Below are 25,628 nucleotides of genomic sequence, written 5' to 3'. Positions count from 1 at the left end.
CGCCGCCCCGGGTTCAGTCCCGCATGGCACGTTCCAGTTCCGTACTGTTCACGATCAAGATGCGGCGATAGCCGGTGTCGACCGCGCCGCTGCGTCTGAGTCCGGTCAGCGCACGGTGCAGGGCAGGCTCCGAAGCGCCGACGAGCCCGGCCAGCGCCGACTGCGGCAGCGGCATGTCCACCAGCACTCCGCCGCCGACCGGGCGGCCGAACTTCTCCGCGAGCTCGATCAGCACCCGTGCCGTTCTGGCCACGACCGGGCTGCCCGAATGCACCCGTGAGCGGTTGGCATCGCGCAGCTTCGCCGTCACATAGCGGCTGACGGTCAGCCAGTCCTCGGGATGCCGGCCGAGCAGGGCCAGGAACTCGTCGCCGGACAGCCGGCGCGCGGTGGTCGCCAGCACCGCCGTCACCGTGGCCGAACGCGGTTTGCCGTCCAGCGCAGCCAGTTCGCCCACCAGATCGCCCGCGACCCGGATCGCCAGCAGTGATTCGCGTCCTCCGGGACTGACGCCCACCACCTTCGCGCAGCCGTCCAGCAGGACCAGCACATGCCGGTCCTCGTCCCCCTCGTGCATCAGCGTCCGGCCCGCCGGATACTCCGTGAGCGTCCCCAACTGCCCCAGTTCCGCCATGCCTTCGGAGGACAGATCCGCGAGCAAGGTCCTCCGCGTCGTCACCCGCCCATTGTGGCCGAGATCCGCCGCAATGGGATGCCATCCCACCGGATCGGAACGGCATACGCACCGGCGCGCGAACCGGCGTACGAATCAGTCGGTCCACCGGGCCGTCCGGCCCGTCGCTGCCGTCGATTCCGCCCATGGCGTTCATCCGTCGCCTCCGGGTCTGTTGTCCACCGGTCCGATCCGGTTCAGCAGCAGGTCATAGCTGCGGCGCACGGTCCGTACCGTCTCCGCCGTAGCCGCGCCGCGCGCCGCGTCCAGATCGACGCCGGCCCAGTACGTCTGCTGCCGCAGAGCGGCGCTGACCAGCGAGGACGGGCTCGAATCGGCCGGAAGACCGAGCCGGGCCGCGGGAGAGTCGCCGTACTCTCCGGTGATCCGCAGGACATGGGACAACTCCTGGGACGTCAGTACGACCGAGCCGTCGTACACGCGCCGTAGCAGGGCCAGTTCGCGGAAGGCGTGCTCCGTCAGACGCAGCCGGGTGACGTGGTCGGCCGCCTCCTCCAGCCGCCAGCGCATCCATGGTTCAGCGTCCTGACCGGACTGACCGGGCTGACTGAGCAGGGCGGGCTGGGCGGGCAGTTCGCCCATTTCCTGTACGGCGGCGTCCAGTTTCACCAGATCGGCGCGGTTGCCGAAGTGTTCGGTGAGCACCTGACCGAGGCGGACCACACCGCTGCGCCTGAGCAGTTCCTCCCGCAGTCCCGCCCGGTCGGTCAGCCCGTCCCGGGCCAGAGCGCACGCCAGGACCGTGCCGTAGCCGCCGAAACGGCGGAGCAGCGCCGCCCGCCGCTCCCTGCCCACCGGCAGATCGGCGTAGTCGCGCGAGGCGAAGTACGGCCCTCGTCTGACGCGCGCCTCCAGCAGGGACGGCGAGATCCGCGAGAGCTCGACCAGATCCGCGGCGTCCCGCTCGGTGCAGGCGGCGGCGCCGGTGGCGAGCAGACCGGCCACCGGCACCAGCTCGAAGAGGATCCGGCGCCCGCCCGACTTCGTCATCAGCCGGTCGGCCACGCGCCTGCCCTCCGCGACGGGATCGGGACAGGCCGGCCAGTAGTACTCGATCTTGGTGAGCGCGCCCACCGAGGTCATCGGCTCGACCGCGCGCAGACCAGCTCCGGTGACCTCCTCCAGAAGCCGTTCCTCCGACTCGGCCAGTCCCGAGGCGAACACCATCACCAGGGCGTCCGCCCGGCTCGCGTGCTCCACGGTGGCGGTGTGCACATCCTGTCCCGTACGGCCGAGAAAGCGCAGCGTACGGGCCGACTCCTCGCCGAAGTAGGAGTCCAGGCCCGGTGTGTCCACCAGATCGAACCGGGCGAGCCGCTGATTGGGGACACCCAGATCGAGCCAGTCCACGGCGCGCAGCTCGGCCAGCCGCTCCGGGTCGTGACGGGCCTGGGCGACCAGCCGCCACAGCTCGTCCGGTGACCGCTGCCGGCTGGGGCGGCCATCCCGGTAGTGCACGGTCAGCGACTCCCGCTCGGCATGGCGCAGCCGGGTGACATTGAACGTCAGCTCCGTCACTCCGGTCGGTGAACGCTCCTCCCCGAGCAGCGCGTTGACCAGTGTGGACTTTCCCGCGCTGACCCGGCCCACCACGGCGACCCGCAGCCGGGCCCGGAACCTCTCACGGATCTCGTTCAGCCGGATCCGCGCCCGATGGAACTCCGGGCCGGGCAGCAGCGCCTCGCCCTGGGCGAACGCCGCCTCGGCCCTGTCCCGTAGCGTCAGTTGTACGCCGCGCTCCCGCAGCGTCAGCGTCGGCTGCTGTATCTGACGATCCGTCAGCATCGGCCGAACGTCACGCTCCTTCAGCATCAGCCGTACCTCGCGTTCTCGCCCGGGACCGTCGTGGCGCTCCCGTCCGAGGCCGCCGTGCCCGGCTCACCGGAGTGCTCCGGGGCCACATACAGCAGGTCCGCCTCCTCTGTCAGCGCCGCGATCCGCAGCCGCAGCCCGTTGAGAAGGGCCCGCTCCCCATCCAGTTCGGCCCGTCGCGCGAGCGCCTCGCGCGCCGTGGCGTCCCGGGCGCTGTCCAGCCGGACCAGCGCCCGCGCGGCGGTCTCGCGTTCCTGTGCGATCCGGCTGTCCAGCTCGGCGACGACGGCCCGGCTCCACTCCTGGATCACCTCGGCGGTACCGTTGTCGAGATGCCGCTCCTGCTCCTTGCGCAGCGGTGCCAGAGCGCGCCGCAGGGCATCACGCTTCCCGGTGAGCTGTTCCTTCTCCAGAGTCTTCGTCGCGTTGACATAACCGGCTCTCGTGCCGAGCAGCCCGCCCACCGCCGAGCCGATATAGGCGCCCCACTGCGCGCCGGTCGCGGTACCGAGACCCGGCATCAGCAGCGTGCCGACCAGGGCCCCGATCGTGGCACCTCCCGCCGCGCCCGCCGAACTCCCGGCGGCCAGGCCGACACTGGAACCCATCAGCTTGCGCCGTTCCGCGTCCTCCCTCTGCTGTGTCCCGGCCACCGGCGGCAGGGCGGGAACGGGCGGATCGGGCAGCCGGCCGATCCGTGCGGGCGTCAGGTTCAGACCGTTGTACGTCGAGAACTCCCGTACCACCCGGGCCGCCTCACGGGCCGCCAGTTCATTGGCCGTGCCGAGGAGTTGGGCGACCTGCGCGGTCACCTCGGACAGCAGCCGGTCCGGATTGTCGAGATAGACCTCCTGGTAGAGATATTCGGCGCCGACCTGTGCCCATACCTCGGCCAGCCCGTTGTGCGCCTCCCGCCTCAGTCTGGCCTCCACACCGCCCAGCGCCGCCCGCAGATCGGCGCGCCAGCGGGATCCGCCGTCGTCCAGCTCCTCCAGCCGTCGCTGCTGCTCGGTGAACTCCGCGGTGAGCCGGCGCAGTTCCTCCTCGCGCCGGTCGCCGAGCGCCGCAGCCTCCGCCTCGACCGGGCGCAGCAGCGACAGCGCGCACGATTCGAGACCGGTGAGGGCGCCGCCGAGCAGCAGCTTGGCCCGACGGCGGGAGAGAGCCGCCCACACCGTGTTCTCCAGCGCGGTGAAGTTGCTGAGCTCCAGATCCTCCGGATCGCCCGAGACGAGATGGTCCAGTTTCGCCCGGCTGGACACGGGCAGGAGCGTCAGCTCACCGGGAGAGAGCCCGGTGGCCTCGGTGAGCTTGTCCACCGTGTTGCGCAGCAGCTCGGTGTGGTCCGGCACCGCGTCGATCTTGGTGAGGACGAAGATCTGGCCGTCGGTGTCGTCCGTGGTACGGGCGGCCTTCATGGCCCGGCGCAGAAAGGCCAGTTCGCTGTCGGTCAGCGGTTTGACCACATCGGTGACGAAGACCAGGGCGTCGGCGCTGGGCAGGAACGCGGCGGTGGCGGCGGTGTGATCCTGGTGCACACCGCCGATACCGGGCGTGTCCACCAAGGTCAGCCCACTGGCGAGCCGTGTGTTGGGCGTACGGATCTGTACGGTCAGGGCCCGCCGGACATTGGCGCTGTTGCCGCTCTCCGTCACGTACGCGGCGATCTCACTCCGGTCGATCTCCCGCTCGACGACCTCGCCGCTGTCGTCCTCAAGTGTCACCATGATCCGCTCGGCCGGTCCGTACGAGACGGTGGTGACGACATTGGTGGTGTAGGAGGTCTCCACGGGAAAGAGCGGCGGTTCTTCCTCCAACAGGGCGTTGAGCAGGCTGGACTTGCCCCGGTTGAACTCACCGCACACCACGACGGTCAGCCGTCCCTCGGCCAGCCGCTCACGGGCGGTGTCGAGGCGGGCGAGCGCCTCTTCGCCGCCCAGCCGGGCGGTGGCCTCGGTGAGCGGAGGGAACAGGGCGAGCACTTCACCGCGCAGCCGGTCGAAGACGGCGGCGTGATGTCCCGAGGCGGCCTGGTGTCCTGTGGCGGTGTGGTGTCCCGAGGCCGGGTGACTTCCCGTAGCGGTGTTGTTTCCGGCGGCCTTGCCGCTTCCCGTAGCCCCGTGGGCTTCGTCCTGGGCGGTCCCGTCCGTTGCGGTCTCCTCCTGGGTAGTCTCCTCCCGGTCGGTCCCGTCCAGGGCGACCGAGAGCATCCGTGCCCAGTTCTCGTCCTCGATCGGTGACGCGGCCGTCTCGCGCAGCAGCTCACGCAAGCGGTGCAGGGCCTCTTCCGAGACGGCCTCGTCCGGGTCCACGTCGGGGAGAGCCGACATGTCGAGCCAGCGTCCACCGTCCATCACATCTCTCCTGGATCGTCGTTGGGGCGGAGCAGGTCGGCCAGCGCCTGCCGTGCGCGCGAGATCCGGCTCTTGACGGTGTTGATCGGTATGCCGAGGATTCCGGCGATCTCGCTGTACTCGCATCCGCAACAGTCCCGCAGGACCACGGCCACCCGGAAGTCCAGCGGCAGCAGGGCGAGGGCCCGCCGGACCGAGAGCCCGTCCGTCACCCGGTCCGCCACCGAACTGACCGGCTCCTTCCGCTCGGGGAGTTCATCCACGGGCAGCGGCCGGGAGTTCTGGCGCCCGGTCTCCTTCAGCGCGGCGTTGACCGCGATCCGGTAGAGCCAGGTGGAGAATCTGGCATCGCTGCGGAAGCCCGGCAGACCGCGCCAGACACCGATCAGCGTCTCCTGCACCGCGTCTCCCGCGTCGTCGGGATCACCGACGATCCGCAGACATGTGGCATGAATCATCGTGCGGTACCGGCTCATCAGGAGTGTGAACGCCTCCTGGTCACCGCTCGCACCGCGTCGCGCCAGCTCGGCGTCCGTCGGCTCCTCGGGCAACGGCTCCTCGAACAACCGGCCTTCGGACAGCCGGGCTTCGGACAGCCGGGCTTCGGGTAAGCGGGCCTCGGACAACTGGGCGGTGACGGGCCCGGCGTACGGCGTGGGCGCGCCCTGCTGGGTGTCGGCGCGCTCCGCCGACGGTCCCGGAACGGGATGTCTGGTCATGATCCCCCCTGAGCCGGCGCCGGCCATCAGGCGATGAGAAGTTCCACCTCGGCCGCGACACTCGTCAGCTGTTTCTCGATCGACGCGGTGATCTCCCGGGCGAGCCGTCCGCTGCCGTCGGACCGGAACTGCGAGGCCAGCTCGCTCGCCAGCGCCGCCTCCTGCTCCGTGGCCTGCTCACGCAGCTTGCGGATCATGGATGCCTCACTGCGGATCTTCCGTGCCGCCATGGGCAGATCCTTGTCCCCGATCTCCTCCATGATCTTCTCCTTCGCCGTGCTCAGCCCTATGAAGATCGCCGCCGCGGCGAACAGGACGGCGAAGGGACCGGTCGCCATGATGATGGCGGAGCCCGCGCCGAAGAGCGCGGTGGCGACCACACCCGAAATGGCCACATTGACCAGCGTGCTGATGTTGTCGAGCACATCGGTGGCCACGGATGTGCTGACCTGGGCGGTCATCTTCTCTCCGCTCACGGTGACTTCGGGAAGTGACAGCGCGGTGGGTTCGAGGTTCCACCGCCGGCAGATGACGGCGGTGTGCTGGGCCAGTTCGGGACGCAGCTCGGCCATCCAGTCCGTGACGATCTTGTTCAGCACGGCGTTGTCGGTGCTGTCCAGTTCGGCGTTGACGCCGGAGATGATGCGGTTCCGCATCCCGTCGATGGTCACGATGTCGCGCCGGCGCCATGCCGTGAACGCCGGGATGACATGGTTCTCGGTGAGCCCGGAGGCGACGGCCGCTCCCATGGCCTCGGTGAGCTGCGGAAGACGCTCGTTCACCAGATCGCTGACGGTCTCCGTGGCCAGGAACCGTTCCACGTCCTCCCGGAACCCGCGCGTACGCTCGTCCATCCGCCCGGCGAGCGCCAGGCCGCGCGCGATGGCGAACTCGGGCTCCGTACCCAGCATCACCTGTGCGTCCGGCGCGAGTTCCCTGGCGGTCTCCTGTACGAAGCGCATCCGGGACGGGCCACCGGTCAGCAGGATCATGTCCACCTCGCTGCCCGTGTGGGACAGGGCCGCGCCCAGATCACGACGGTACGCGTTGTGCCAGGACAGGCCGTCGAGCGCGGGCTGCGGTGTGTCGAGGAGCCGCGCCATGTCGTTCCGGTCGATCTTGATGCGCAGTTCGAGGACGTCTCCGTCCCGGGTGAAGACCTCTTCCGTGGTGCGCACACCGGTGTTCGGATTGTTCGCGAAGCGCTGGGGATTGATGCTGAAGAACTTCTCCTTGAGCTTGCGGCAGGTGATCTCCAGCACCTGCCGGGCGCTGCGCGAGGTCTCCGCGGCGAGCGCGGCCCGTATCCGCTCCGCGTCGGGCGAGCGGTCGATCGCCAGCTCCAGTACGGCTTTGTCGATGAGATGCGCGCCGAGGACGACATTGCCATGGTCGACCGGGCGGCTCGTGCCGTGCACGATGGAGGTGTAGTCCGTGGTGGACGAGCCGATGTCCACAATGAGTGTCGACGCGGTGAGCGAGGTACTGGTGAGTGCCTCCGACTCCGGGACATCGCCCGCGTCACGCGCGTACAGCAGCGCGGCCCGGGACTCGGGTACGAGAGAGACCTCGTCGGGAGCGCAGACACCGGCCAGCAACTCCCGGTATCCGGCGACCTGTTCGGCGTCCCACCCGGAGGGATGGCCGAAGATCCAGCGGACCCGGCCCGAGTCCGTCAGCCGCGACTCCCTGATCTCCTCGACCACCCGCCGGGCGAACAGCTCCAAGGGCCGCCGCACCTCTTCCCGGTCCAGATACGGGCTCTTGAACGCGACGAAGGTCTCGGACTCCTTTGCTCCCTCGAACGCGGCCTCGCCCACCAGGACTTCGCCCTCGGGCGTGACCGTCACCGACGTCACGAGCTGCTTGCGGTCCCCGCCCAGCTCGACGATCTCCGGCGGTGCGTTACGGTCGCCGAGCGACGTGCTGTCCTGGCGCGTGCCCGCGTGGACCTTGGTCACGGCGGTGTCACCATGGCCCAGGTCGAACCCGATGATCGTGATGTTCGTGTCGTCTGCCATGCCGTCCCCCAAGAAGTGTGTGTCGGCAGAAAAGTGCGTCGGCGCCTGATCAGTCGGTGTGCGTGCTGTGTGCGCTGTGCGCGCTGTCCTTGTCGGTACGGGCCGGGGCCGGCGGCCGTACTCGTCCACGGCGCAGGGTCCGGCCGTCCTCGGTGAGATCGACGAGGGCGGGTACGAGCGTCATCCCGGGCGCTCCCGGCCGGGCGCCCTCCACGAAGTCGAACAGGACCGGGTCGCCCTCGGAGCCGGTGCCGGCCGCGTCGTACCGCACCGCCTGGATGCCCCGGGAGTGCAGCGTCTCCTCCAGATCGGCGATACGTGCCAGCGCGAAGCCCTCGCGCCCGCGCGAACCGGCCGCCAGCACGTCGTGCAGCATGTCGATCAGCTCGTCGTCCTCGGTCCACGGCAGTGTCTCGGGCTCGGGCTGCCGCGGAATCATCGCGACGACCACCTGGTCGGCGGCCTCCAGGGCGCCGCGTACACCGTCCAGCACCTTGGCCACCGCCACCTGGGCGGGAGCGGGCGCGGGCGGCGCGGCGGCCTCCTTCGGGGACGCCTGCGGCGCGAGGCGGTTGAGCATCCTGGCCCGCGCCTTGAGGTCCTGGAACCGCTCGGCCACCACGCTCCCGGAGTCCGTGGCGGCAGCGGCTCCCATCGGCGTCCGGGCCGGTACGGGCTCGGGATCGAGGACGGCGTAGAGCGCGAGACAGACCGCGGACTGCACGGCCTGCGCGAAGGGCGCCGCGGTCGGCGCTCCGGGCTGCGGCGATCCACCCGACGGCGATCCGCCGGGCGGCACGGTGGTCAGCGCCTCGGCCAGCGCTTTGGCGACCTCGCTCGGCTGGGCGCTGTCGCCCAGGGATTTCCGCAGCCGCTCCAGGGCCGGGCCGTATATGTCGAGGAGAGGTATATGGGTCACAGTGGCCTCGCTATCCGTTGTCGTGCCCTGTCGCTGTCGCTGTCGCTGTCGCTGTCGCTGCCTGTGCCTGTGCCTGTGCCTGTGTTTGTGCCTGTGTCCGGTACGCCGACGGCGCGGTGAGCGTCCACAGCGTCAGCCCTTGGTCCGTGCCCACGGCCAGGGAGTGTCCGTCCGGGGCGAAGGCCAGGGCGCGGATCGCCGCGCCCGTCCCGTACGCGCGTATCTCACGGCGCCGACGGGTGTCCCACAGCCGTACGCGCTCGTCCTGGCCGCCCTCGGCCAGCAGACGCCCGTCGGGAGAGAACGCCAGTGCCGGTGCCGAGCCGCGTCCGCGGCGTACGAGTACGGCGGCGCCCGCGCCGGTGGCCGCCGCCCCGGTGGCCCGCGCACCGGCGTCCACTGCTCCGGTGTCCTCCGCGCCCGGCCGTCGGTCCCGGTCCCAGAGCCATACCGCCGCCTCGCGTCCGCTGCGGGAGCGGGCATCACCGCCGGGCCCGGAGGCCGTGATCCTGCCTCCCGCGCCGCAGGCCACCCGTTCGAGCGGAGTGTCCAGATCGAGGTCGGCGAGCACCGCGCCGTCGCGGACGCGCCAGGTGGTGATACGGCCGCGCTCCTGGCGGACCCGGCTCACCGCCGTCAGTTCGCGCCCTGAAGGATCGAAGGCGATGTCCCTGATCCGGCCGAGCTCACGCGGCGCCGTCCCGCTCATGGACAGCCACCGTGCACCGGCACCGCTGTCGGCCTGGACGGCGGCCAGCCGGACCGTTCCGTCGTGATGGCCGGCGGCCAGCAGCTGTCCGTACGGAGCGAAGGCGACGGGACCGTGCCCGGCGTGGTCCTGGGCCGGCGCGCCCAGCGAGGCGAGAGACCGGGCGTCCACGATACCGACCGGGCTCTCCGGGTCCTTCGTGCCATGGACGAGAAGCCGGCCGTCCGCACAGACCGTCAGTTGATGTCCCGGGCCCGGGCCCGGGCCCGGGCCCGCGTCCGCGTCCGCGCCCGCGCCCGAGAGCGAACCGACCGGCCGTCCCGACGCTCCGTCCACCACCCTCACCCAGCCGTCGCCCGCCGCGTACAGCAGCCGCCCGTCCGGGCTCCAGACCACCGAACGCACCGGAGCCGCCGCGCCCTCGTCGCCGACGGCGCTTCCCTCGTGGACGACACCGGGAGTGCGGACAACACCGGGAGTGGTGAGCAACTCGCCCTCGGCAGGCGGGCGGAGACTGGTCACCAGCCAGTCACCGGCCGCGATCCGCTCGCCGGGCCCGGCGTGGCGGCGCAGCACACGTCCCGGTCCGGCGGCCGTCAGATCATGGAGCGAGCCGTCCACCAGCCGTATCCGGGCCAGCGCGGTGCCCTGCGCGTAGGCGTCTCCCGGAGCGCGCAGCCAGCGGGTCAGCCGGGCGGAGCCGCCCGGGATCTCCCATGCCAACGGCTCGATCCCACGGGCCGGTCGTCCCGCTGCCAGCCGTCTGGCAGCGGCGCCGCCCGCCCAGGCGCCAGCCCCGAACACGACGGCGAGATCCGGGTCGTCCGACCGCACCACCGGCAGACGCAGCGACGCCTCCACCGCCGCCCGGACGGCAGGCATCCGCGAACTGCCGCCGGACAGCAGGACGTACGCCACCTCGGCGGAGCCGACGCCGCACTGCCGCATGAGCGCGCGGCAGCAGTCGACGGTGCTCGCGACCGTGCTGTCGGCGAGTTCGGCCAGTAACTCCCGGGTGACCTGGAGGACGGGAGACTCCGGGAACAGCCGGTCCTCCGTGCTGTTCACTCCGCTGAGCTGGTGCTTGATCCTGCGGGCCAGATCCTCCAGCGCCATGGCCCGGCCCAGCTCGGCGCCGTCCCTGACGGCCAGCAGCGGCTCCAGCCACTCCCGCTCCGTCCGCCGCAGCCATCGGACCAGCGCACCGTCGATGTCCCGCCCGCCGCAGGAGTCCAGACTCGCGTGGCCCAGTACCCGGGGCACACCGCGCCTGTCGCCGCGCTCCTCACCGCGTTGCCCGCCGCTCTCCCCGCCGTGCTCCTCGGCGCTCCCGTCGGTGTCGTGGCGCACCAGTGCCGTGTCGAAGGTCCCGCCGCCGAAGTCGTAGACCAGTACCGTGGCCGGGCCTCCGGACCGTATCGGCTGCGGCGCCGGGCCCAGCGCCACCGCCACCGGCTCGGACAGCAGCTCCGCGTCCTGGAAGCCCGCCCGGCCGCAGGCGTCCAGCATCGCCGTCCACCGCGCGCCGTCCGGCCGGTAGCCCGCGGGAACGGTGACCACGACGCGCTCCACCTCGGAGCCCGACGGCAGCATCGCCAGGGCCTCGTCCCGCACGGCGCCGAGCAGCCCGGCGACCAGTTCCGTACAGGAGAAGGCCCGGCCGCCCAGCCGTACCGGCTCGTCAAGGCCCAGCAGCCGCTTGAACTCCTTCAGATAACGCGCCGGGTCCCGCTGGCGCCTGCCGTACGCCGCCGCACCGAACAGCAGGCCCTCGTCATCGGCGTAGACCGCCGACACCCAGCGCCACGATCCGCTCACCGGATCCTTGACCAGCCGGTCCCGCCCGTCGGCGCCGACCAGTACGGCACGGCTTGTCGACGTACCGAAGTCCACGGCCAGCACATTCTCCGACCGCTCCGGCTGCCGCGCATCCACGTCGTTGATGAGCACGGCAATTGGATTCCGGCCGGCGGCGTTTTGTTCCCGGCCCTCGCAAGATCTTCGCCACGGCCCTCAGGCGCGATACGCCGTACGAAGCGGAGAGCCGCTCTCCGGTCCGTATCCGTGTCCGTGGGTGCGGGCCAGCAGGAGGGCGATGTCGTCATGCGACGGCTGCGGCATCACCGAATCGGGGAGAGCGACGCCGGATTCGCGGCGAGGAGTCCGCGTCATCGCGGCGATCACCTCCGAGCAGAGCTCCTCCAGCGGGACCTCGGGATGTGCGAGGGCGGCACCGAGCCGGCTCAGGCCCTCGTCCAGGTCCGCGTCACGGGACTCGATGAGCCCGTCGGTGTAAAGGGCGATGGTGGTTCCCTCGGACAGTTCCATCGAGAAGGACCCGTACGAGGTGAGTCCCATGCCGATCGGTGTCCCGGCGGGCAGATCCGGGAAGGTGACGCCGCCGTCCGGGTGGACCACCGCGGGCGGCGGATGCCCGGCCCGTGCCATGGTGCAGATCCGGGTGGCGGGATCGTAGACGGCGTACACACAGGTGCCGCCCATGGTCTGGGACCAGAGACCGAGGCCGTCGCCCTCCCCGCTGTCCTCCGCGCTGTCCTGTCCGCTGTCCTGCTCGGTCAGGCGGACGACGAGTCTGTCGAGTCTGGAGAGCAGTTCATGGGGCGGCAGATCCAGCTCGGCGAGGGTGCGTACGACCGTACGGAACTGTCCCATCCGCGCCGCGGCGTTGATGCCGTGCCCGACGACATCGCCCACCACCAGCCCGATCCGGCCGCTGGGCAGATGGATGGCGTCGAACCAGTCGCCTCCGACGCCCTCGTGCGTGTCCGCCGGCAGATAGCGCGACGCCACCTCGATCGCTTCGCCTCCCGCGAGATGCCGGGGAAGGAGATTGCGCTGGAGCGCGAGGGAAGCGGCCCGCTCACGGGTGAAGCGGCGGGCGTTGTCCAGACTCAGCGCCGCCCGCCCGGCCAGTTCCTCGAACAGGAGCAGATCGTCCAGGGAGAACGCCATCCGGTTGTCGTTACGGACGAACACGGCCTCACCGAGGAGTGTCCCGCGCGCCTGGAGGGGGACGATGACCAGGGAGTGCATCCCGGTCGCGCGAATGGTCCGCAGCCGGTCCGGATCCTGGTCGACCCAGGTGCCCGGAGAGATGTCGAGGACCGGCTCGTAGTAGGACTCCCGCGAGGACAGGGCGTGGGTGAACGGGGACGACGGAGGAACGAGGACCACGTCTCCGACATCCCACAGGGACTCCCGCATGTCCGGATGGATCGAGGCCGCTCCCGCGCGGCGGAACACCGGAACGCGCTGATCGGGCGAGGTGAGCCGCTGGATGGGCTCGCCGCCGAGCGGAACCGATTCCGCCAGATCGACCGTGATGTAGTCGGCCAGCCGAGGCACCGCGAAATCGGCCAGTTCCTGGGCGGTCTTCATGACATCGAGGGCGGTGCCGATGCTCTTGCTGGCCTCACTGAGCACAAGGAGATGCTTACGGCCGTCGGACGTGCCGATGTCCGTGGCCGTCACGAACCAGTCGGTTCTGCCTCGGCCGGACAGAGGGAATGCCTCGATGGTCGCCCGGACGCTCTTCCCGTCCTTCCCTCGGAGCTCCGTCGTCCCCGACCATGGCTCCCGCAGCCGTGCCCGCCCGGCCCACTCCGACAGGTCCCGGGCCGTGAGGCCCGGCATCAGCAGCAGCGCGGCGGAGCGCCCGATCACCTCTGCGGCGCTGTGTCCCAGCAGCTCCTCGGCCGCCGCCGTCCAGCCCGTGATGGTTCCCTGGGTGTCGATCACCGCCACCGCCGTGCCCACCGGAGTGGGCTCTGATATCCCGGCTGTGGAGTCGACCATCACCTGCCTCCGATCGCGTCTCTCGCCGGGACCGGTCGAATTCCCGCCGACAACTCCCGGCCCGCGGGCAGCTGCACCGAAGGAGCCGTTCGGCCTGCGTGGTCACCCAGCCTAGCAAGATCAATGAGAGCCATTTCAGAGCCGAATCACTGGCCGGAGCGCGATCACGGGCGCTCGGCCTGCGTAACAGGTTGACAATTACGCTGTAGCAAATACGGTACTGCGTATGGGACAGCTTCCGCACCTCTCGTCACCCGCGACCCTCGGCGATCAGGCGTATACCGCGATCCGGGACGCGATCATCTCGGGTGTGCTCAAGCGTGGCGAGAAGGTGACGGAGCGCGGGCTGGCAGAGTCCCTGGACATCAGCGCGACACCGGTGCGTGAGGCGCTGCGCCGTCTGGAGCAGGACCGGCTGGTCGAAAGGGCCGGTCCGCGCTCGGTCCGTATCGCGAAGTTCGAGGAGGAGGAGCTGCGCGAGTTCACGATGATCGAGGACTCGCTGCGCGCGCTGTCGGCCCGGCTGGCCGCGGAGAAGTCGACGGCGGCGGCGCGCCGGGAGATGAGGGAGCTTCTCGACAAGGCCGACGCTCTGCGCGGCCAGGTGGAGGGCGCCGGCGCGGGCAGTCCTGAGGAGCGGGAGCTGGTCGTGGCGATCCTGGAGTGCATGCGCCGCTTCCATGAACTGGTCGACCGGGCCAGCGGGAACTCCACCCTGATCCAGATGCTGCGCATGGTCGACGCCTTCGGCGCGGAAGAACGACGTGCCGGTGTCCTGTCCGAGGTCGGCGGCGAACGGCGCGACGCCGTGGAAGAGCGCTACCGGCAGCACCGCGCCATATACGACGCCATCGCCGCCGGTGACGCCGACCGCGCGGAGGATCTGATGCGTAACCACAGCCGTACGGCCAACACATCCCGGGTCGCGACGCGCTTCTCGGACTGAAGCGAGCGCCGGGGGAGGGCCGGTCGCTCTCAGCCATCATGCTATAGCAAATAGTGGAGGATCGATGAGGATCTCAACCCCCAAGGCCATCGCTCTGACGGTCACCTGCGCCCTCGGCCTGGCCGCGTGCGGCACCTCGTCCGGAACGTCGTCCGGTGGCCGGTCGGACGGCCCGTCCGCCACGCCGAGCTCCGGCGTCGACGTGGGAAAGGCCTCCGCCGTCACGCCCGTCGACGGCGCGACGCTCGCCAAGGCGAAGGAGCAGGGCTCGGTTCTCCTCTACTCCAACGCCGACGAGCAGCAGATGAAACCGGTCATCGACGCCTTCGAGGCCAAGTACCCGGCCATCGACCTGCGCGTCCTCAATATGAACGACGCGCAGACCTTCCAGCGCTACGCCACCGAGACGGCCACCGGAGTGCGGACCGCCGATGTCGTCATGGGATCGGACGCGGTCGGCATGCTCGATTTCGTCGGCAAGGGCAATATCGCCGACTACACCGATCCCAATGTCAAGAACCTGCCGGAGTACGCACAACTCGCTCCGGGCCTGGTGGCCATGTCGGAGGATCCGGTCGTCGCCGTCTACAACACCGCCCTGATCCCGAAGGACGGACAGCCCAAGGACATCGCGTCCCTGGCCGGCATGTCCGACTCGCTCAAGGGCAGGATCGGCACCACCGACATCGGCAATCCCACCCAGTTCGGCGCACTCGCCGGTTACATCGGCCGGCATGGCGAGGCCGGCTGGAAGAACATCGAACGGCTCGGCCCCAACTCCGGTGTGGAGTCCGGCACCGGCAATCTCATGCAGAAGCTCGCCCAGGGCCAGTACAGCGCGTCCTACTTCGTCTCCGGCACCGTCCGCGCCCTGATCAAGGGCGACGCCGCCAAGGTGCTCAACTACGCCTATCTCACCGACGGCACGCCGCTCATTCCCCGTGGCATAGGCATCACGAAGAAGGCCAGGTCGCCCGAGGCCGCGAAGGTCTTCGTGAACTTCCTTCTCTCCGTGGAAGGCCAGGAGGCGGCCTGCGAAGGCGGCTTCACGCCCTACCGCGACGGTGTCGAGTGCGCCTATGGAGTGCCCGCCATCGAACAGGCCGTCGGCGCCGACAACATGATCCTCGGCGGTTATCCCGAAGGCATCGTCAAGGACAAGCCGGCCTTGGATGCCCGCTGGAAGAAGGCCTTCGGACGATGACCGCCACTCGGCTGCGGCCCTCACCGGCGCATGACGCGCCACCGCCCTACGAGGCACCGCCATCCGCCCTGCGGCGTGGATACAGGCTGTCCACCGCCGCCGGCCACTATCTGCTGTGGGGAGCCGCCCTCCTGGTCATCGTCGGCCCCGTCGTGCCGGTCGCCGTCGCCTCCCTGTGGTCCACCCCGCTGTACGACTCCGGCGGGCATCCGACCTGGTTCAACTACCAAGCACTGCTCACCGATCGGACCTGGTGGACCGCCGTCGGCAACTCCGCGCTGTTCGCCGCGCTCAACACCGCCGGGTCCGTGTTCTTCGGTGTGCTGTGTGCCGTGCTGCTCACCCGTACGAATCTGCCCGGCCGGCGCGTTCTGTCGACGCTGCTGCTCGTACCGCTGGCCCTGCCGGGCCTTGTGCTCATCCTCGGCTGGGCGCAGATGTGGACGCCCGCCGGATTCGCGTCCTCCTGGCTGGAGACACATACCTTTCTGAGCATGCCGGTCAACCTCTACAGCATTCCCGGCATGGCCCTCGTCGGCATCAGTGTGGCCTCGCCGGTGGTCTTCCTGCTGTGCCGCGGCACACTGCTCTCCATCGACCCGGCCCTGGAGGACGCCGCGCGGACCTCCGGCGCCGGCCCTCTGCGCGGCCTCCTCTCCGTGACCGTGCCGCTGCTCCGTCCCGCCGTCATCAACGCGGCGCTCCTGGTGTTCGCGCTCTCCATGGAGGTCCTGGGCCTGCCGCTGATCCTCGGTTTCTCCAGCAGGATCAGCCTGATCTCCACCTATCTGTACGACCACTGGGTCAACAGTTCCCAGCAAGGGCTCGTCTCCGCCGGCGCCGTGTTCCTGCTGGCCGCCGTCTCCGGACTGCTCGTACTGCGCAACCGGCTGGTGGGCGACACCGCGCGGTTCACCACCATCACAGGCAAACCGACTGCGGTGCGTGTGATCCGGCTCGGCCGGTCGCGCTGGCCGCTGACCGCGCTGATCGGGCTCATCCTGACCGTCTCGGTCGTCGTCCCGCTGGCGGGAGTGGTGCTGGCGGCCTTCACCTCCATCCTGTCGCCGTTCATCTCGCCCTGGAGCGTGCTGACTCTCGACAACTTCTCCGCCGTCTTCGGCAATCCGCTCTACACCAGCTCCCTGACCAACAGCCTGCTCATCGCGGGCGTCGGCGGGGCTCTGACCACGGTGGTCATCGCGGTGCTGTCGGTGGTGGCGCACCGCTCCGCCTTCCGTTTCCGGGGATCCCTCCAACAGGGCATGCTCTGGCCGCGGATGATGCCCGCGCTGATCACCGGCATGGCGTTCTTCTGGAGCTTCGCCGTCCTCGATCCCTCCGGGGCCCTGCGGGCCAGTCTGTGGGGCATCGGTATCGCCTTCGCCGTGCGCAGCCTCGCCCTCGGCTACAGCGCCTTCTATCCGGCGCTCGCCGGTATCGGCGCCGACCTCGACAACGCCGCCCGCACGTCCGGCGCCACCTGGTGGACAGCGATGCGCACCATCGTCCTCCGCCTGGTGGCGCCCGCCATGGCCGCCTCCTTCGTCCTGTTGTTCGTGGCCATGCTCAATGACGCCGAACCGGCCGTCTTCCTCGTCACCGACAGGACTCCGGTTCTCGGCCTGACCATGCTGCAGCTCGCAGCGACAAGCACCGGCGGGACCGTCGCCGCGTTGGGAGTCATCCAAATGATCATCACGCTGGTCGTTCTGGGCGCGGGCCGCGCCCTGCTGGGGGTACGTCCCCGTGCCTAGCCTTCATCTGAACGGCATCACCAAGCGGTTCACCGGCCACACCGCCCTGCACGATCTCTCACTGACCGTGCACGACGGTGAGATCTTCACCCTGCTCGGCCCCAGTGGCTGCGGAAAATCCACCATTCTGTGGTCGATCGCCGGGCTGCACCGGCCCGACTCCGGCACCATCGCCTTCGGCGACCGGATCGTCTACGACCACGGGCGTATCAACGTCGAGCCGGAGCACCGCAATTGCGGCGTCGTCTTCCAGTCGTACGCGATCTGGCCTCATATGTCGGTCTACGACAATGTCGGCTACCCGCTCAAACTCCGCAAGGTCGACAAGGCGCGACGCGACCGCCGTATCCATGAAGTCCTCGAACTCGTCGAACTGGGCAAGCACGCGGGACGCTATCCGCACGAACTGTCCGGCGGTCAGCAGCAGCGCGTCGCCCTCGCCCGCGCTCTGGCCCATCCGCCCGACATGCTGCTGCTGGACGAGCCGTTCTCCAATCTGGACGCCAAGCTCCGCGACCGGTCACGGCAGTGGCTCAAGACGCTCCAGGAGCAGGTCGGCGTCACCACTATCTTCGTCACCCACGACCAGGACGAGGCCCTCTCGGTCAGCGACCGTATCGCCGTGCTGGACCAGGGCAAGGTACGCCAGGTCGGCACCCCGGCGGACATCTACGAGCATCCCGCCGACCTCTTCGTCGCCGACTTCGTCGGTACCGCCAATATCCTTGCCGCCACCGTGGTCGAGGCGGACGGCAGCCGAGCTCTCGTACGTCTGGACGGCATGGACGCGCCGCTGACCGTCGCCCATCGCGACCGGCGCACCGGGCCGGTTCGGATCACCATCCGGCCCGAGGACATCGACATCGTCCGTGACGGCACGACGCCGGTCCCGGCCATGAACACCGTCACCGTGAAGATCGAGAATCACGCCTACCTCGGCGACCACTTCCGCTACGGCATCCGCATCGGCGACACCCCGGTGGTGGTGACCACCACGCGCCGCACGGACACGAGCACACTCACCGTCACCCTTCCCCCGGAAGCCATCCGCGTCTTCCACGACGAACCCTCCACGAACGAGGAGAACCACCTTGCCTCCGTCCACTGACACCGTCGAGCGGGTCGGCATCCTGGTGCCGTCCGGCATGCTCGGTGCCGGCTTCGACACGGCCACCGTCGAGCGCGGTCTGACCCTCGGGCCGGATGTCATCGCCGTCGACGGCGGTTCCACCGACTCGGGCCCCTACTATCTGGGCACCGGCACCGCGAAGACCAGCGCCGCGGCGGTCGGCCGCGATCTGCGCGTCCTGCTCAAGGCCGCCGCCTCCGCCGGCATTCCGCTGGTCATCGGATCCTGCGGTACCGGCGGCACCGACTCCGGTGTCGGCTGGGTCGCCGGTATCGCCGCGACGGTGATGGCCGAGGAAGGCCTCGACCTCAAGACCGCCCGTATCTACAGCGAACAGGAGCCGTCCTTCCTCAAGGAGCGGCTCGACGCCGGACGCATCCAACCCTTGGCACCGCTCGGAGACCTCGACGCGGCGGTCCTGGAGGAGTGCACCCATATCGTCGGCATGATGGGCCACGAACCCTTCGTAGACGCCATCGAGGCGGGCGCCCAGGTCGTACTGGCGGGCCGCGCCACCGACACCGCCGTCGCCGCGGCCGTGCCACTGATGCTCGGTATGCCCGCAGGACCCACCTGGCACGCGGCCAAGATCGTCGAATGCGGCGGACAGTGCACCACCAATCCGCGCGCCGGCGGAGTCTTCGCCACCATCGACAAGGCCGGCTTTGTCATCGAGCCGCTCGATCCGGCCTCGGCCTGCACTCCCATCTCGGTGGCGGCACACATGCTCTACGAGACGGTCGACCCGTACCGGATGCGCGAGCCCGCCGGCACACTCGATGTCTCCGACGCGGTGTACACCGCGCTCGACGGCCGCCGCGTACGGGTCGAAGGCTCCCGTTTCGAACTCGCCGACCAGCACACCATCAAGCTGGAAGGCGCCAGGATCACCGGCTACGAGACCGTCTCCTTCGCGGCGATCCGTGATCCCTACATCGCCGCCCATGTCGACCGATGGGCCGAGCTGCTGCGCACCGTCCTCACCGAGCGCGTCGCGCAGACTCTGGGACTGACCGAGAGCGACTACGCCTTCGATGTCCGTCTCTACGGACACAACGCCGTCCTCGGAGCCATCGATCCCGACTCCGGCCCACCTCGTGAGGTGGGCGTCATGCTCATCGTCAACGCGCCCTCGCAGGTCACCGCCACCGCGGTCGCCAAGGTCGCCAATCCGCTGATGCTGCACCTTCCGCTGCCGGAGATGCAGTACCTGCCGAGCTTCGCCTTCGCCACCTCACCGGCCGAGACCGAGCGCGGGCCCGCATACGAGTTCGTCCTCAACCATGTCGTGGAAGTCGACTCCGCCACCAGCATGTTCCGTACCCACGCCGATCGAGAGGCCTCCCGTGCCTGAGGACGCGCAGGACATGCAGGACGCGTGGTCGGCTCCCGTACTCGGGGACTACGCGCTCGAAATCCGGTCCAAGAACGCCGGGCCCTTCTGGGTCACCATGGAGACCTTTATGAAGGACGCGGCCGGTTATGCCATAGCGGCCGACGAGGACTTCCTCAACGAGAAGGTCGTTGCCGATCTCTACCAGGTCGACATCCAGGGCATCCGGATCTTCCGTATCCCCGCGCTGAACGCCGTGAAGATCTCCTTCCCACGCCCGGTCAGCCAGGCGAGCCTTCTCGACCGCGACATTCACGCGGGCCAGCATCATGTGCCACTCGCCTCACTTCCGGTGCCCGGCCGCCTTCTCACCGGCCTTGGACCGGCGCGAGTCGTCAGGAAATCCTCAGGTTCACCGTGGGCCCGGCGTCAAGTCGGCTGACCAGGATCAGCCGTGTCAGTCCACTACCAGCGAGGGATTCAGGCATGGCTACGTTCTTGTACCGGCTGGGCGCGTTCGGCGCCCGGCGGTGGCGGACGATGTTGATCGGATGGCTGCTCGCTCTCGGAGCCCTGGCCGGCCTGGGCATCTCGTTCGCCGGGTCCTTCCAGGACAGCGGCTCCATTCCCGGCTCACCGGCGCAGACGGCACTGACCGCGATGGACCGCCACTTCCCGGATCCGCAGACGCGGTCCGCGCAGATCGTGTTCCAGGCGCCGCAGGGCCGGAAGGTGACCGAACCGGGCCTGCGGAAGCCGCTGGCCGCCACCCTGGACGCGATGAGCCGCGTCCAGGGAGTGGCCTCGGTCGGCGATCCGGCCGAGAACGGCACCGTCTCCAAGGACGGGCGCACCGCCGTCGCGCAGGTCACCTTCACCACCAAGAAGGACGCCGATGTGCCCGCCGGGACGCTCGACGCGGTCAGGCACACCGGCGGGCAGGCCGAGCGGGCGGGACTGAAGGCCGTCTACGGCGGTGACGCGTACGCTCCGTCGACCTCGCCGGTCGGTCCCACGGAGCTCCTCGGTCTCGGTGTGGCGCTGGCCATCCTGGTCATCACGTTCGGCTCGCTGCTCGCCGCCGGACTGCCGCTGGTCACCGCGGTTCTCGGAGTCGTGGGCACGATGGCCGCCCTGCTGGGCCTGGCCGACGTACTCGGCATCTCCGACAACGCGCCCACCCTCGCCATCATGCTCGGCCTCGCCGTCGGTATCGACTACGCCCTGTTCATCGTCTCCCGGCACCGGGCCCAGCTCGCCAATGGAATCCCGGTGCGGGAATCCATCGCCAAGGCCACGGCGACCGCGGGCAGCGCGGTTGTCTTCGCCGGGGCCACCGTGCTCATCGCACTGGCAGGACTGTCGGTGGCGGGTGTCCCGACGCTGACCTCCATGGGCCTCGCGTCCGCAGGAGCCGTCGGCGTCGCCGTGCTCATGGCGCTGACCCTGCTGCCCGCGCTGATGGCGTCGGCCGGCCACAGGCTGATCCCCAAGCCGCGCTCACGGACCGCTCGTCAGACCGCTCGTCGGACTGCCCGCAAGGCCGTCCCTCGGACCGGCCACGCCGACAAGCCGGCCCTGGGCATCCGGTGGACCCAGGGCGTACTGCGCCATCCCGTCCGCAATCTGATCCTCGGCACCGTCGCCCTGATCGCTCTCGCCGTGCCCGCCACACAGCTCAGGCTCGCGCTCACCGATGACGGATCCGCCCCGACGGCCTCGGCCGGCCGCCAGGCCTACGACATGATCGGCGACGCCTTCGGTCCCGGCGCGAACGGTCCTCTCGTCATCCTCGTCGAGGACGACGATCCCGCCACCCTCGACTCCACCGCCACCGCGGTCGAGAACAAGCTTCAGGACGTCAAGGGCATCGCGGACATCAGCGGAATCGACGTCGCCAGGGACCATGCGGCAGCCCGTATCCAGGTCGTCCCGACCACCGGACCACGCGACCGGCAGACCAGTGACCTCGTGTCCCGGCTACGTGCCGAGATGCGGCCTCTCGCCCACGCGAGCGGCAGCGATGTCGCCGTCACCGGCCGGACCGCCGTCAGTATCGATGTCGCCGCCAAGCTCAGCGGTGCGCTCGTGCCGTTCACGATCGTCGTGGTGGGCCTGTCCTTGCTGCTTCTGATGATCGCCTTCAGGTCCGTCGCCATCCCCGTCAAAGCCACGCTCGGCTTTCTGCTCTCCGTCGGCGCCGCCTTCGGCGCCACCGTCGCGGTCTTCCAATGGGGCTGGCTGTCCGGCCTGCTGGGCGTGCCCGGTCAGGGTCCGGTGGCGAGCTTCGTGCCGATCATCGTGATGGCCGTCCTGTTCGGCCTCGCCATGGACTACGAGGTCTTCCTCGTCTCGGCGATGCGCGAGGAGTACGTGCACCACCGCGACGCGCGCTCCGCCATCCTCGTCGGAGCCCGCAACGCCTCCCGTGTGGTCGCCTCCGCCGCCCTGATCATGATCTCGGTCTTCATCAGCTTCCTGTTCTCGCACGACGCCGACATCATGCCGATCGCCTTCGCACTCGCCTTCGGCGTGCTGGTGGACGCCTTCCTGGTCCGTATGACCCTGGTGCCCGCCGCGCTGGCACTTCTCGGCGACCGGGCCTGGTGGCTGCCTCGTACACTGGACCGCTTGCTGCCCCATCTCGACGTCGAGGGCGGGGATGTCGACGCTCCTGACGCGCACAGCGCCGTATCCGTCAAGGAACTCCACCGAGTGAGCTCGTGAGACCATGAACGATCAAGCCGATACCGGGACATACGCCGCACCAGCCGTACAGGGAGAAGCGACGAGCGCCGGGCAGCACGGTCTCGACCGTGTTCTCGTCGTCGACGACGATCCCGGTATCCGGCGTCTGCTGATCTCGGCGCTCGGGTTCGCCGGATTCGCGGTGGATGTGGCGGGCGACCCGGCCGAAGCCCTTGAGCAGGTCGCCCGCCGGCTCCCCGATGTCATCGTGCTTGATGTGATGCTCCCGGGCGCCGACGGCTTCGAGATCCTCCAACTGCTCCGGGCCCGTGCCGTCGACGTACCCGTGCTCTTCCTCACCGCGCGCGACGCCGTCGAGGACCGTGTGCGCGGTCTGCGGCTGGGCGGGGACGACTATGTCACCAAGCCGTTCAGCGTTGTCGAAGTGGGCGCGCGCCTCCAGGCACTGCTGCGTCGCGCACGCGGCGGAACCGCCGCCGCGGAGCCCTCGCTGCGCTGCGGTGACCTCGAAATCGACGACCCGCGCCATGAAGTGCGCCGCGCGGGCGTGCTCATCGAACTCTCGGCCACCGAATACCGGCTCCTGCACTATCTGCTCACACATCAGGGCCATGTCCTCTCCCGTGCCCAGATCCTGGAGGCGGTCTGGCAGTACGACTTCGGCGGCGACTCCGTCGTGGTCGAGCGCTTCGTCTCCAATCTCCGACGCAAGATCGACCACGGCCGGACTCCCTTGCTCCATACCGTCCGTGGCGTCGGCTACACCCTTCGCGAACAGGCCCGGCAGTGAAGCGCGGTGGCCGGCTTCCCTGGTCCTTCTCCAGCGTCCGGCTCCGGCTGCTGACGGGACTCGCCGTTCTGCTCGTGGCCGGGCTGACGGCCAGTGCCGTCAGCGGGACACTGCTGCTGGAGGACTTTCTGCACAAACGTTACGAGAACACTCTGAAGGTCAGCGCCGCACGGATCGGCGATGTCATCGAACGGGGCCCGCAGACCGCCGACGCCGACCAGCTCGCCGCCCTCCTCGGGCCGCCGCTGGGCATCGTCGCCGTGGACGCGGACAACCGTGTGCTCCTCACCACCGGTGCCGCCGCCGCCTCGGCCGACGCCCTCGCCCAACTCAGCATCACCGTACCGACCGGCGAGATCGTCACCGATGACGATGTGGAGGGCGTGAACGATCTGCGGGCCATCCGGGTGCCCAGTCCCGGTCTGACCGTCGACCGCGGGCCGGGCGAGGGTACCGTCCGGCCTGCGGCCATCGTTCTCGCCATCGACACCTCGGTCGACGACGCGACCACCAGATCTCTGATCGAGCGGCAACTGGCGCTGGTCGGTGGGGCGTTGCTGCTCCTGCTGGGCCTGGCCGTTGTCGTTCTGCGCCTCGGTATACGCCCGCTGGCGCGGATGGCGCATACCGCCGACGCGATCGCCGCGGGATCCCTGACCGAACGGCTGCCGCAGCATGGCAACGGCAGTGAGACGGATCTGCTTGCGGAAGCGGTCAACAGGGCATTCGACGCCCAGGCCCGCGCGGAGGCGGCGGTGCGTTCCGTGGCCGCCGACACCTCGCACGAACTGCGCACTCCGCTGTCGACCATCTCGGGCTGGCTCGATCTGTACCGGCAGGGCGGTGTGTCGGGGCCCGGTCTGGAGACCGCGCTGGGACATATCGAGAACGAAGTGGGCCGGATGCGGCTGCTGGTGGAGGATCTCGCGCTGCTGGCCCGCCTGGACGCGGGACGCCCTGTCGAGCAGAACCGTATCGATCTCATGGCGCTGGCCGCCGATGTCGTCGAGGACGCCCAGATCATCTGTCCCGACCGCAGCATCACCCTGGCGGTCGCGCCCGCCGCCCTCGTCGTCGGGGACGCGGCACGACTGCAACAAGTCCTGCGCAATCTCGTCGGCAACGCCGTCCAGCACACGCCCGTCCATACGGCGGTGCTGGTCGACATCGCCCACACCGGTCACGACATCCGACTGAGTGTGATCGACAACGGGCCCGGTATCTCAGCCGAGGACCTGCCCCGTGTCTTCGAACGCTTCTGGCGCGCCGAAGCCAGCCGCAGCCGCGCGTACGGTGGCTCCGGGCTCGGTCTGGCCATTGTCGGGGCTATCGTCCACGCCCATCACGGGCAGGTGGCGGTGGAGTCGGAGGCCGGGATCGGCACGACCGTCACGGTCCGTCTGCCTCAGGCTCCGGGCGTGACATGACATCCCCGGCACGGCCGCGACGCGACCGTGCCGGGGTGCCTCGGGACTCGGGGCTGGGTCGGCCGGGCCGGTGAGCCGACCGGGACGGTGGATCAGCCAGGCCCGTGGATCAGCCGGTCACGATGGCGACGCCGAGCATGGCGGTCACCACGGTCCACGGCTGGATGTAGCCCGTGGTGTTGTTGCCCGCGATGACATGGCCGCGGATATACGCACCGGAGTTGTCCTTGGCGTAGAAGGCGCCGCCCGAGTCACCGCCCTGCTGGAGTGTGCCACCGGTGTAGGCGATGACAGGCGACTTGCAGCCCGTCGCGGTACACACCTGCGCGGTGGTACTGGTCGCCGTGTGACCGCACTGCTCGCCGGTGGTGCGTCCACTGTGGCAGTAGTTGTTGAAACCGACGACGGCTCCGCCGGCCGAGACCACCGGGATGCTGGTGCTGCTGGTGACACCGCCGGTGAAGACGCGGCCCGCGTAGGACTGCCCGCCGATGAGTTCCATGTCCGCGGCGTCGCCGGTGACCGGAGGCAGGCGCCGGTCGGAGACGGTGCCGTAGGTGTTCGCGCCGGACTCGGTCACGACGGTGGTGCCGTTGTTGAAGCAGTGGCCGGCAGTGGTGATGAATCTGACTCCGGATCTCTGCACGGCGTAGCCGGAGGAGCACAGGAAGCCCTCGGCCGCGATGCCGCCGCCACCGTAGAACGGCGGTGTGTCGTTCCGTCGGTCGAAGGTGTCGGTCGTGGTCGCCGGGCGGAGCTGGAGCCGGTCGGCTGCCTGGCTCTGCGCGGCGCCGGCGCCGGACAGATCGGTCAGCTCGGAGACGAGACCGGTCGGCGCGTCGGTTTCGAGGACGATCCGTCCGGTGGCGGGATCCACGTAGCTGGCGAATGTGTACGTGGTGCCGTGCGCGGCGACGTGGTCGGCGATCCGCTTCTGGATCATCGCCAGCGCCGATGTCACGGCGGGCGACGGCGCCACGGTGTCGGTGTCGGCCGTGTGGTCCGGGGCCAGACTGTCGTCCTTCGGCGCGGTCGTGCGGACGGGCTCCTTGTCCTTCTCCCCGCCCGGTGCGCCCTGCGCCGGGCCGGCGCCCAGAACCGCCAGAACAGCGATGGCCGCGCCGAGCGCGCCGAACAGCTTCTTCTTCGTCCTGATCATGTGGAATCCTTCCGGTACCCACGACCGGGGCCGTGGCCTGGTGAGATGACGGACCGTCAGCTCCGACGAGCCGACAGCGCGGGTGCCTCGCGCCACCACACACGCACCGGACGGCAGGGCCAACCCGACA

At 69.7% G+C, this 25,628-nt stretch carries 18 protein-coding genes; 9 read left to right on the top strand and 9 right to left on the bottom strand.

Annotation, left to right across the window (positions count from 1 at the left end):
* Positions 1–13 precede the first annotated feature (13 nt).
* The 8 genes from ACFV6H_RS25480 to ACFV6H_RS25445 form a co-directional block, all read right to left on the bottom strand.
* Positions 14–679 carry a Crp/Fnr family transcriptional regulator gene (locus tag ACFV6H_RS25480; protein ID WP_384783701.1) on the bottom strand — a complete coding sequence of 222 codons (666 nt, stop codon included), beginning with the start codon at positions 677–679 and terminating at the stop codon, positions 14–16.
* A gap of 147 nt (positions 680–826) precedes the next feature.
* The gene (locus tag ACFV6H_RS25475; protein WP_385546148.1) at positions 827–2,479 is read right to left on the bottom strand and encodes a dynamin family protein; all 1,653 of its coding nucleotides are present in this window, start codon (positions 2,477–2,479) and stop codon (positions 827–829) included.
* A 26-nt stretch (positions 2,480–2,505) separates the two neighbouring features.
* Positions 2,506–4,860, bottom strand: coding sequence for a dynamin family protein (locus ACFV6H_RS25470; RefSeq protein ID WP_385546145.1), 2,355 nt, complete (start codon positions 4,858–4,860; stop codon positions 2,506–2,508).
* Positions 4,860–5,579 carry an RNA polymerase sigma factor gene (locus ACFV6H_RS25465; protein ID WP_385546142.1) on the bottom strand — a complete coding sequence of 240 codons (720 nt, stop codon included), beginning with the start codon at positions 5,577–5,579 and terminating at the stop codon, positions 4,860–4,862. The genes ACFV6H_RS25470 and ACFV6H_RS25465 overlap by 1 nt, the downstream gene beginning before the upstream one ends.
* Before the next feature lie 26 nt (positions 5,580–5,605).
* Positions 5,606–7,600 carry an Hsp70 family protein gene (locus tag ACFV6H_RS25460; RefSeq protein WP_385546139.1) on the bottom strand — a complete coding sequence of 665 codons (1,995 nt, stop codon included), beginning with the start codon at positions 7,598–7,600 and terminating at the stop codon, positions 5,606–5,608.
* 49 nt (positions 7,601–7,649) lie between these two features.
* Positions 7,650–8,519: a hypothetical protein gene (locus ACFV6H_RS25455; protein WP_385546136.1), complete on the bottom strand. Its 870-nt coding sequence runs from the start codon at positions 8,517–8,519 to the stop codon at positions 7,650–7,652.
* Between the two features lie 10 nt (positions 8,520–8,529).
* Positions 8,530–11,178 (bottom strand): Hsp70 family protein, encoded by a 2,649-nt coding sequence (locus ACFV6H_RS25450; RefSeq protein WP_385546133.1) that lies wholly within the window; start codon positions 11,176–11,178, stop codon positions 8,530–8,532.
* A 63-nt stretch (positions 11,179–11,241) separates the two neighbouring features.
* Positions 11,242–13,044 (bottom strand): SpoIIE family protein phosphatase, encoded by a 1,803-nt coding sequence (locus tag ACFV6H_RS25445; RefSeq protein WP_385546130.1) that lies wholly within the window; start codon positions 13,042–13,044, stop codon positions 11,242–11,244.
* 226 nt (positions 13,045–13,270) lie between these two features.
* Here ACFV6H_RS25445 and ACFV6H_RS25440 point away from each other — a divergent pair, with 226 nt between their 5' ends.
* The 9 genes from ACFV6H_RS25440 to ACFV6H_RS25400 all read left to right on the top strand — a co-directional run bounded on the left by ACFV6H_RS25440 (position 13,271) and on the right by ACFV6H_RS25400 (position 24,339).
* Entirely contained in the window at positions 13,271–13,990 is a 720-nt protein-coding gene (locus ACFV6H_RS25440) for a GntR family transcriptional regulator (RefSeq protein WP_385546127.1), read from the top strand.
* A 64-nt stretch (positions 13,991–14,054) separates the two neighbouring features.
* The gene (locus ACFV6H_RS25435; RefSeq protein WP_385546124.1) at positions 14,055–15,194 is read left to right on the top strand and encodes an ABC transporter substrate-binding protein; all 1,140 of its coding nucleotides are present in this window, start codon (positions 14,055–14,057) and stop codon (positions 15,192–15,194) included.
* Positions 15,191–16,951 (top strand): ABC transporter permease, encoded by a 1,761-nt coding sequence (locus ACFV6H_RS25430; protein ID WP_385546121.1) that lies wholly within the window; start codon positions 15,191–15,193, stop codon positions 16,949–16,951. Before ACFV6H_RS25435 ends, ACFV6H_RS25430 begins: the two co-directional genes overlap by 4 nt.
* The gene (locus tag ACFV6H_RS25425) at positions 16,944–18,059 is read left to right on the top strand and encodes an ABC transporter ATP-binding protein (protein WP_385546117.1); all 1,116 of its coding nucleotides are present in this window, start codon (positions 16,944–16,946) and stop codon (positions 18,057–18,059) included. The genes ACFV6H_RS25430 and ACFV6H_RS25425 overlap by 8 nt, the downstream gene beginning before the upstream one ends.
* Positions 18,043–19,434 (top strand): acyclic terpene utilization AtuA family protein, encoded by a 1,392-nt coding sequence (locus ACFV6H_RS25420; RefSeq protein ID WP_385546114.1) that lies wholly within the window; start codon positions 18,043–18,045, stop codon positions 19,432–19,434. The genes ACFV6H_RS25425 and ACFV6H_RS25420 overlap by 17 nt, the downstream gene beginning before the upstream one ends.
* The gene (locus ACFV6H_RS25415; RefSeq protein WP_385546111.1) at positions 19,427–19,855 is read left to right on the top strand and encodes a DUF4387 domain-containing protein; all 429 of its coding nucleotides are present in this window, start codon (positions 19,427–19,429) and stop codon (positions 19,853–19,855) included. Before ACFV6H_RS25420 ends, ACFV6H_RS25415 begins: the two co-directional genes overlap by 8 nt.
* A 44-nt stretch (positions 19,856–19,899) precedes the next feature.
* Entirely contained in the window at positions 19,900–22,140 is a 2,241-nt protein-coding gene (locus ACFV6H_RS25410) for an MMPL family transporter (protein ID WP_385546108.1), read from the top strand.
* 4 nt (positions 22,141–22,144) lie between these two features.
* Complete coding sequence (locus ACFV6H_RS25405) at positions 22,145–22,912, top strand: response regulator transcription factor (RefSeq protein WP_385546105.1); 768 nt, start codon at positions 22,145–22,147, stop codon at positions 22,910–22,912.
* On the top strand, positions 22,909–24,339 hold the full coding sequence (locus ACFV6H_RS25400; RefSeq protein ID WP_385546102.1) for a sensor histidine kinase: 1,431 nt from the start codon (positions 22,909–22,911) through the stop codon (positions 24,337–24,339). Before ACFV6H_RS25405 ends, ACFV6H_RS25400 begins: the two co-directional genes overlap by 4 nt.
* A 109-nt stretch (positions 24,340–24,448) precedes the next feature.
* On the opposite strand, the gene ACFV6H_RS25395 is transcribed toward ACFV6H_RS25400, so the two are convergent.
* The gene (locus ACFV6H_RS25395) at positions 24,449–25,498 is read right to left on the bottom strand and encodes a hypothetical protein (RefSeq protein ID WP_385546099.1); all 1,050 of its coding nucleotides are present in this window, start codon (positions 25,496–25,498) and stop codon (positions 24,449–24,451) included.
* Between the last annotated feature and the right edge of the window lie 130 nt (positions 25,499–25,628).

The sequence above is a fragment of the Streptomyces sp. NPDC059743 genome, assembly GCF_042732975.1.
GTDB lineage: Bacteria > Actinomycetota > Actinomycetes > Streptomycetales > Streptomycetaceae > Streptomyces.
The sequence above is the reverse complement of the archived record's forward strand: the minus strand, read 5'-3'. Positions and strand labels throughout refer to the sequence as shown.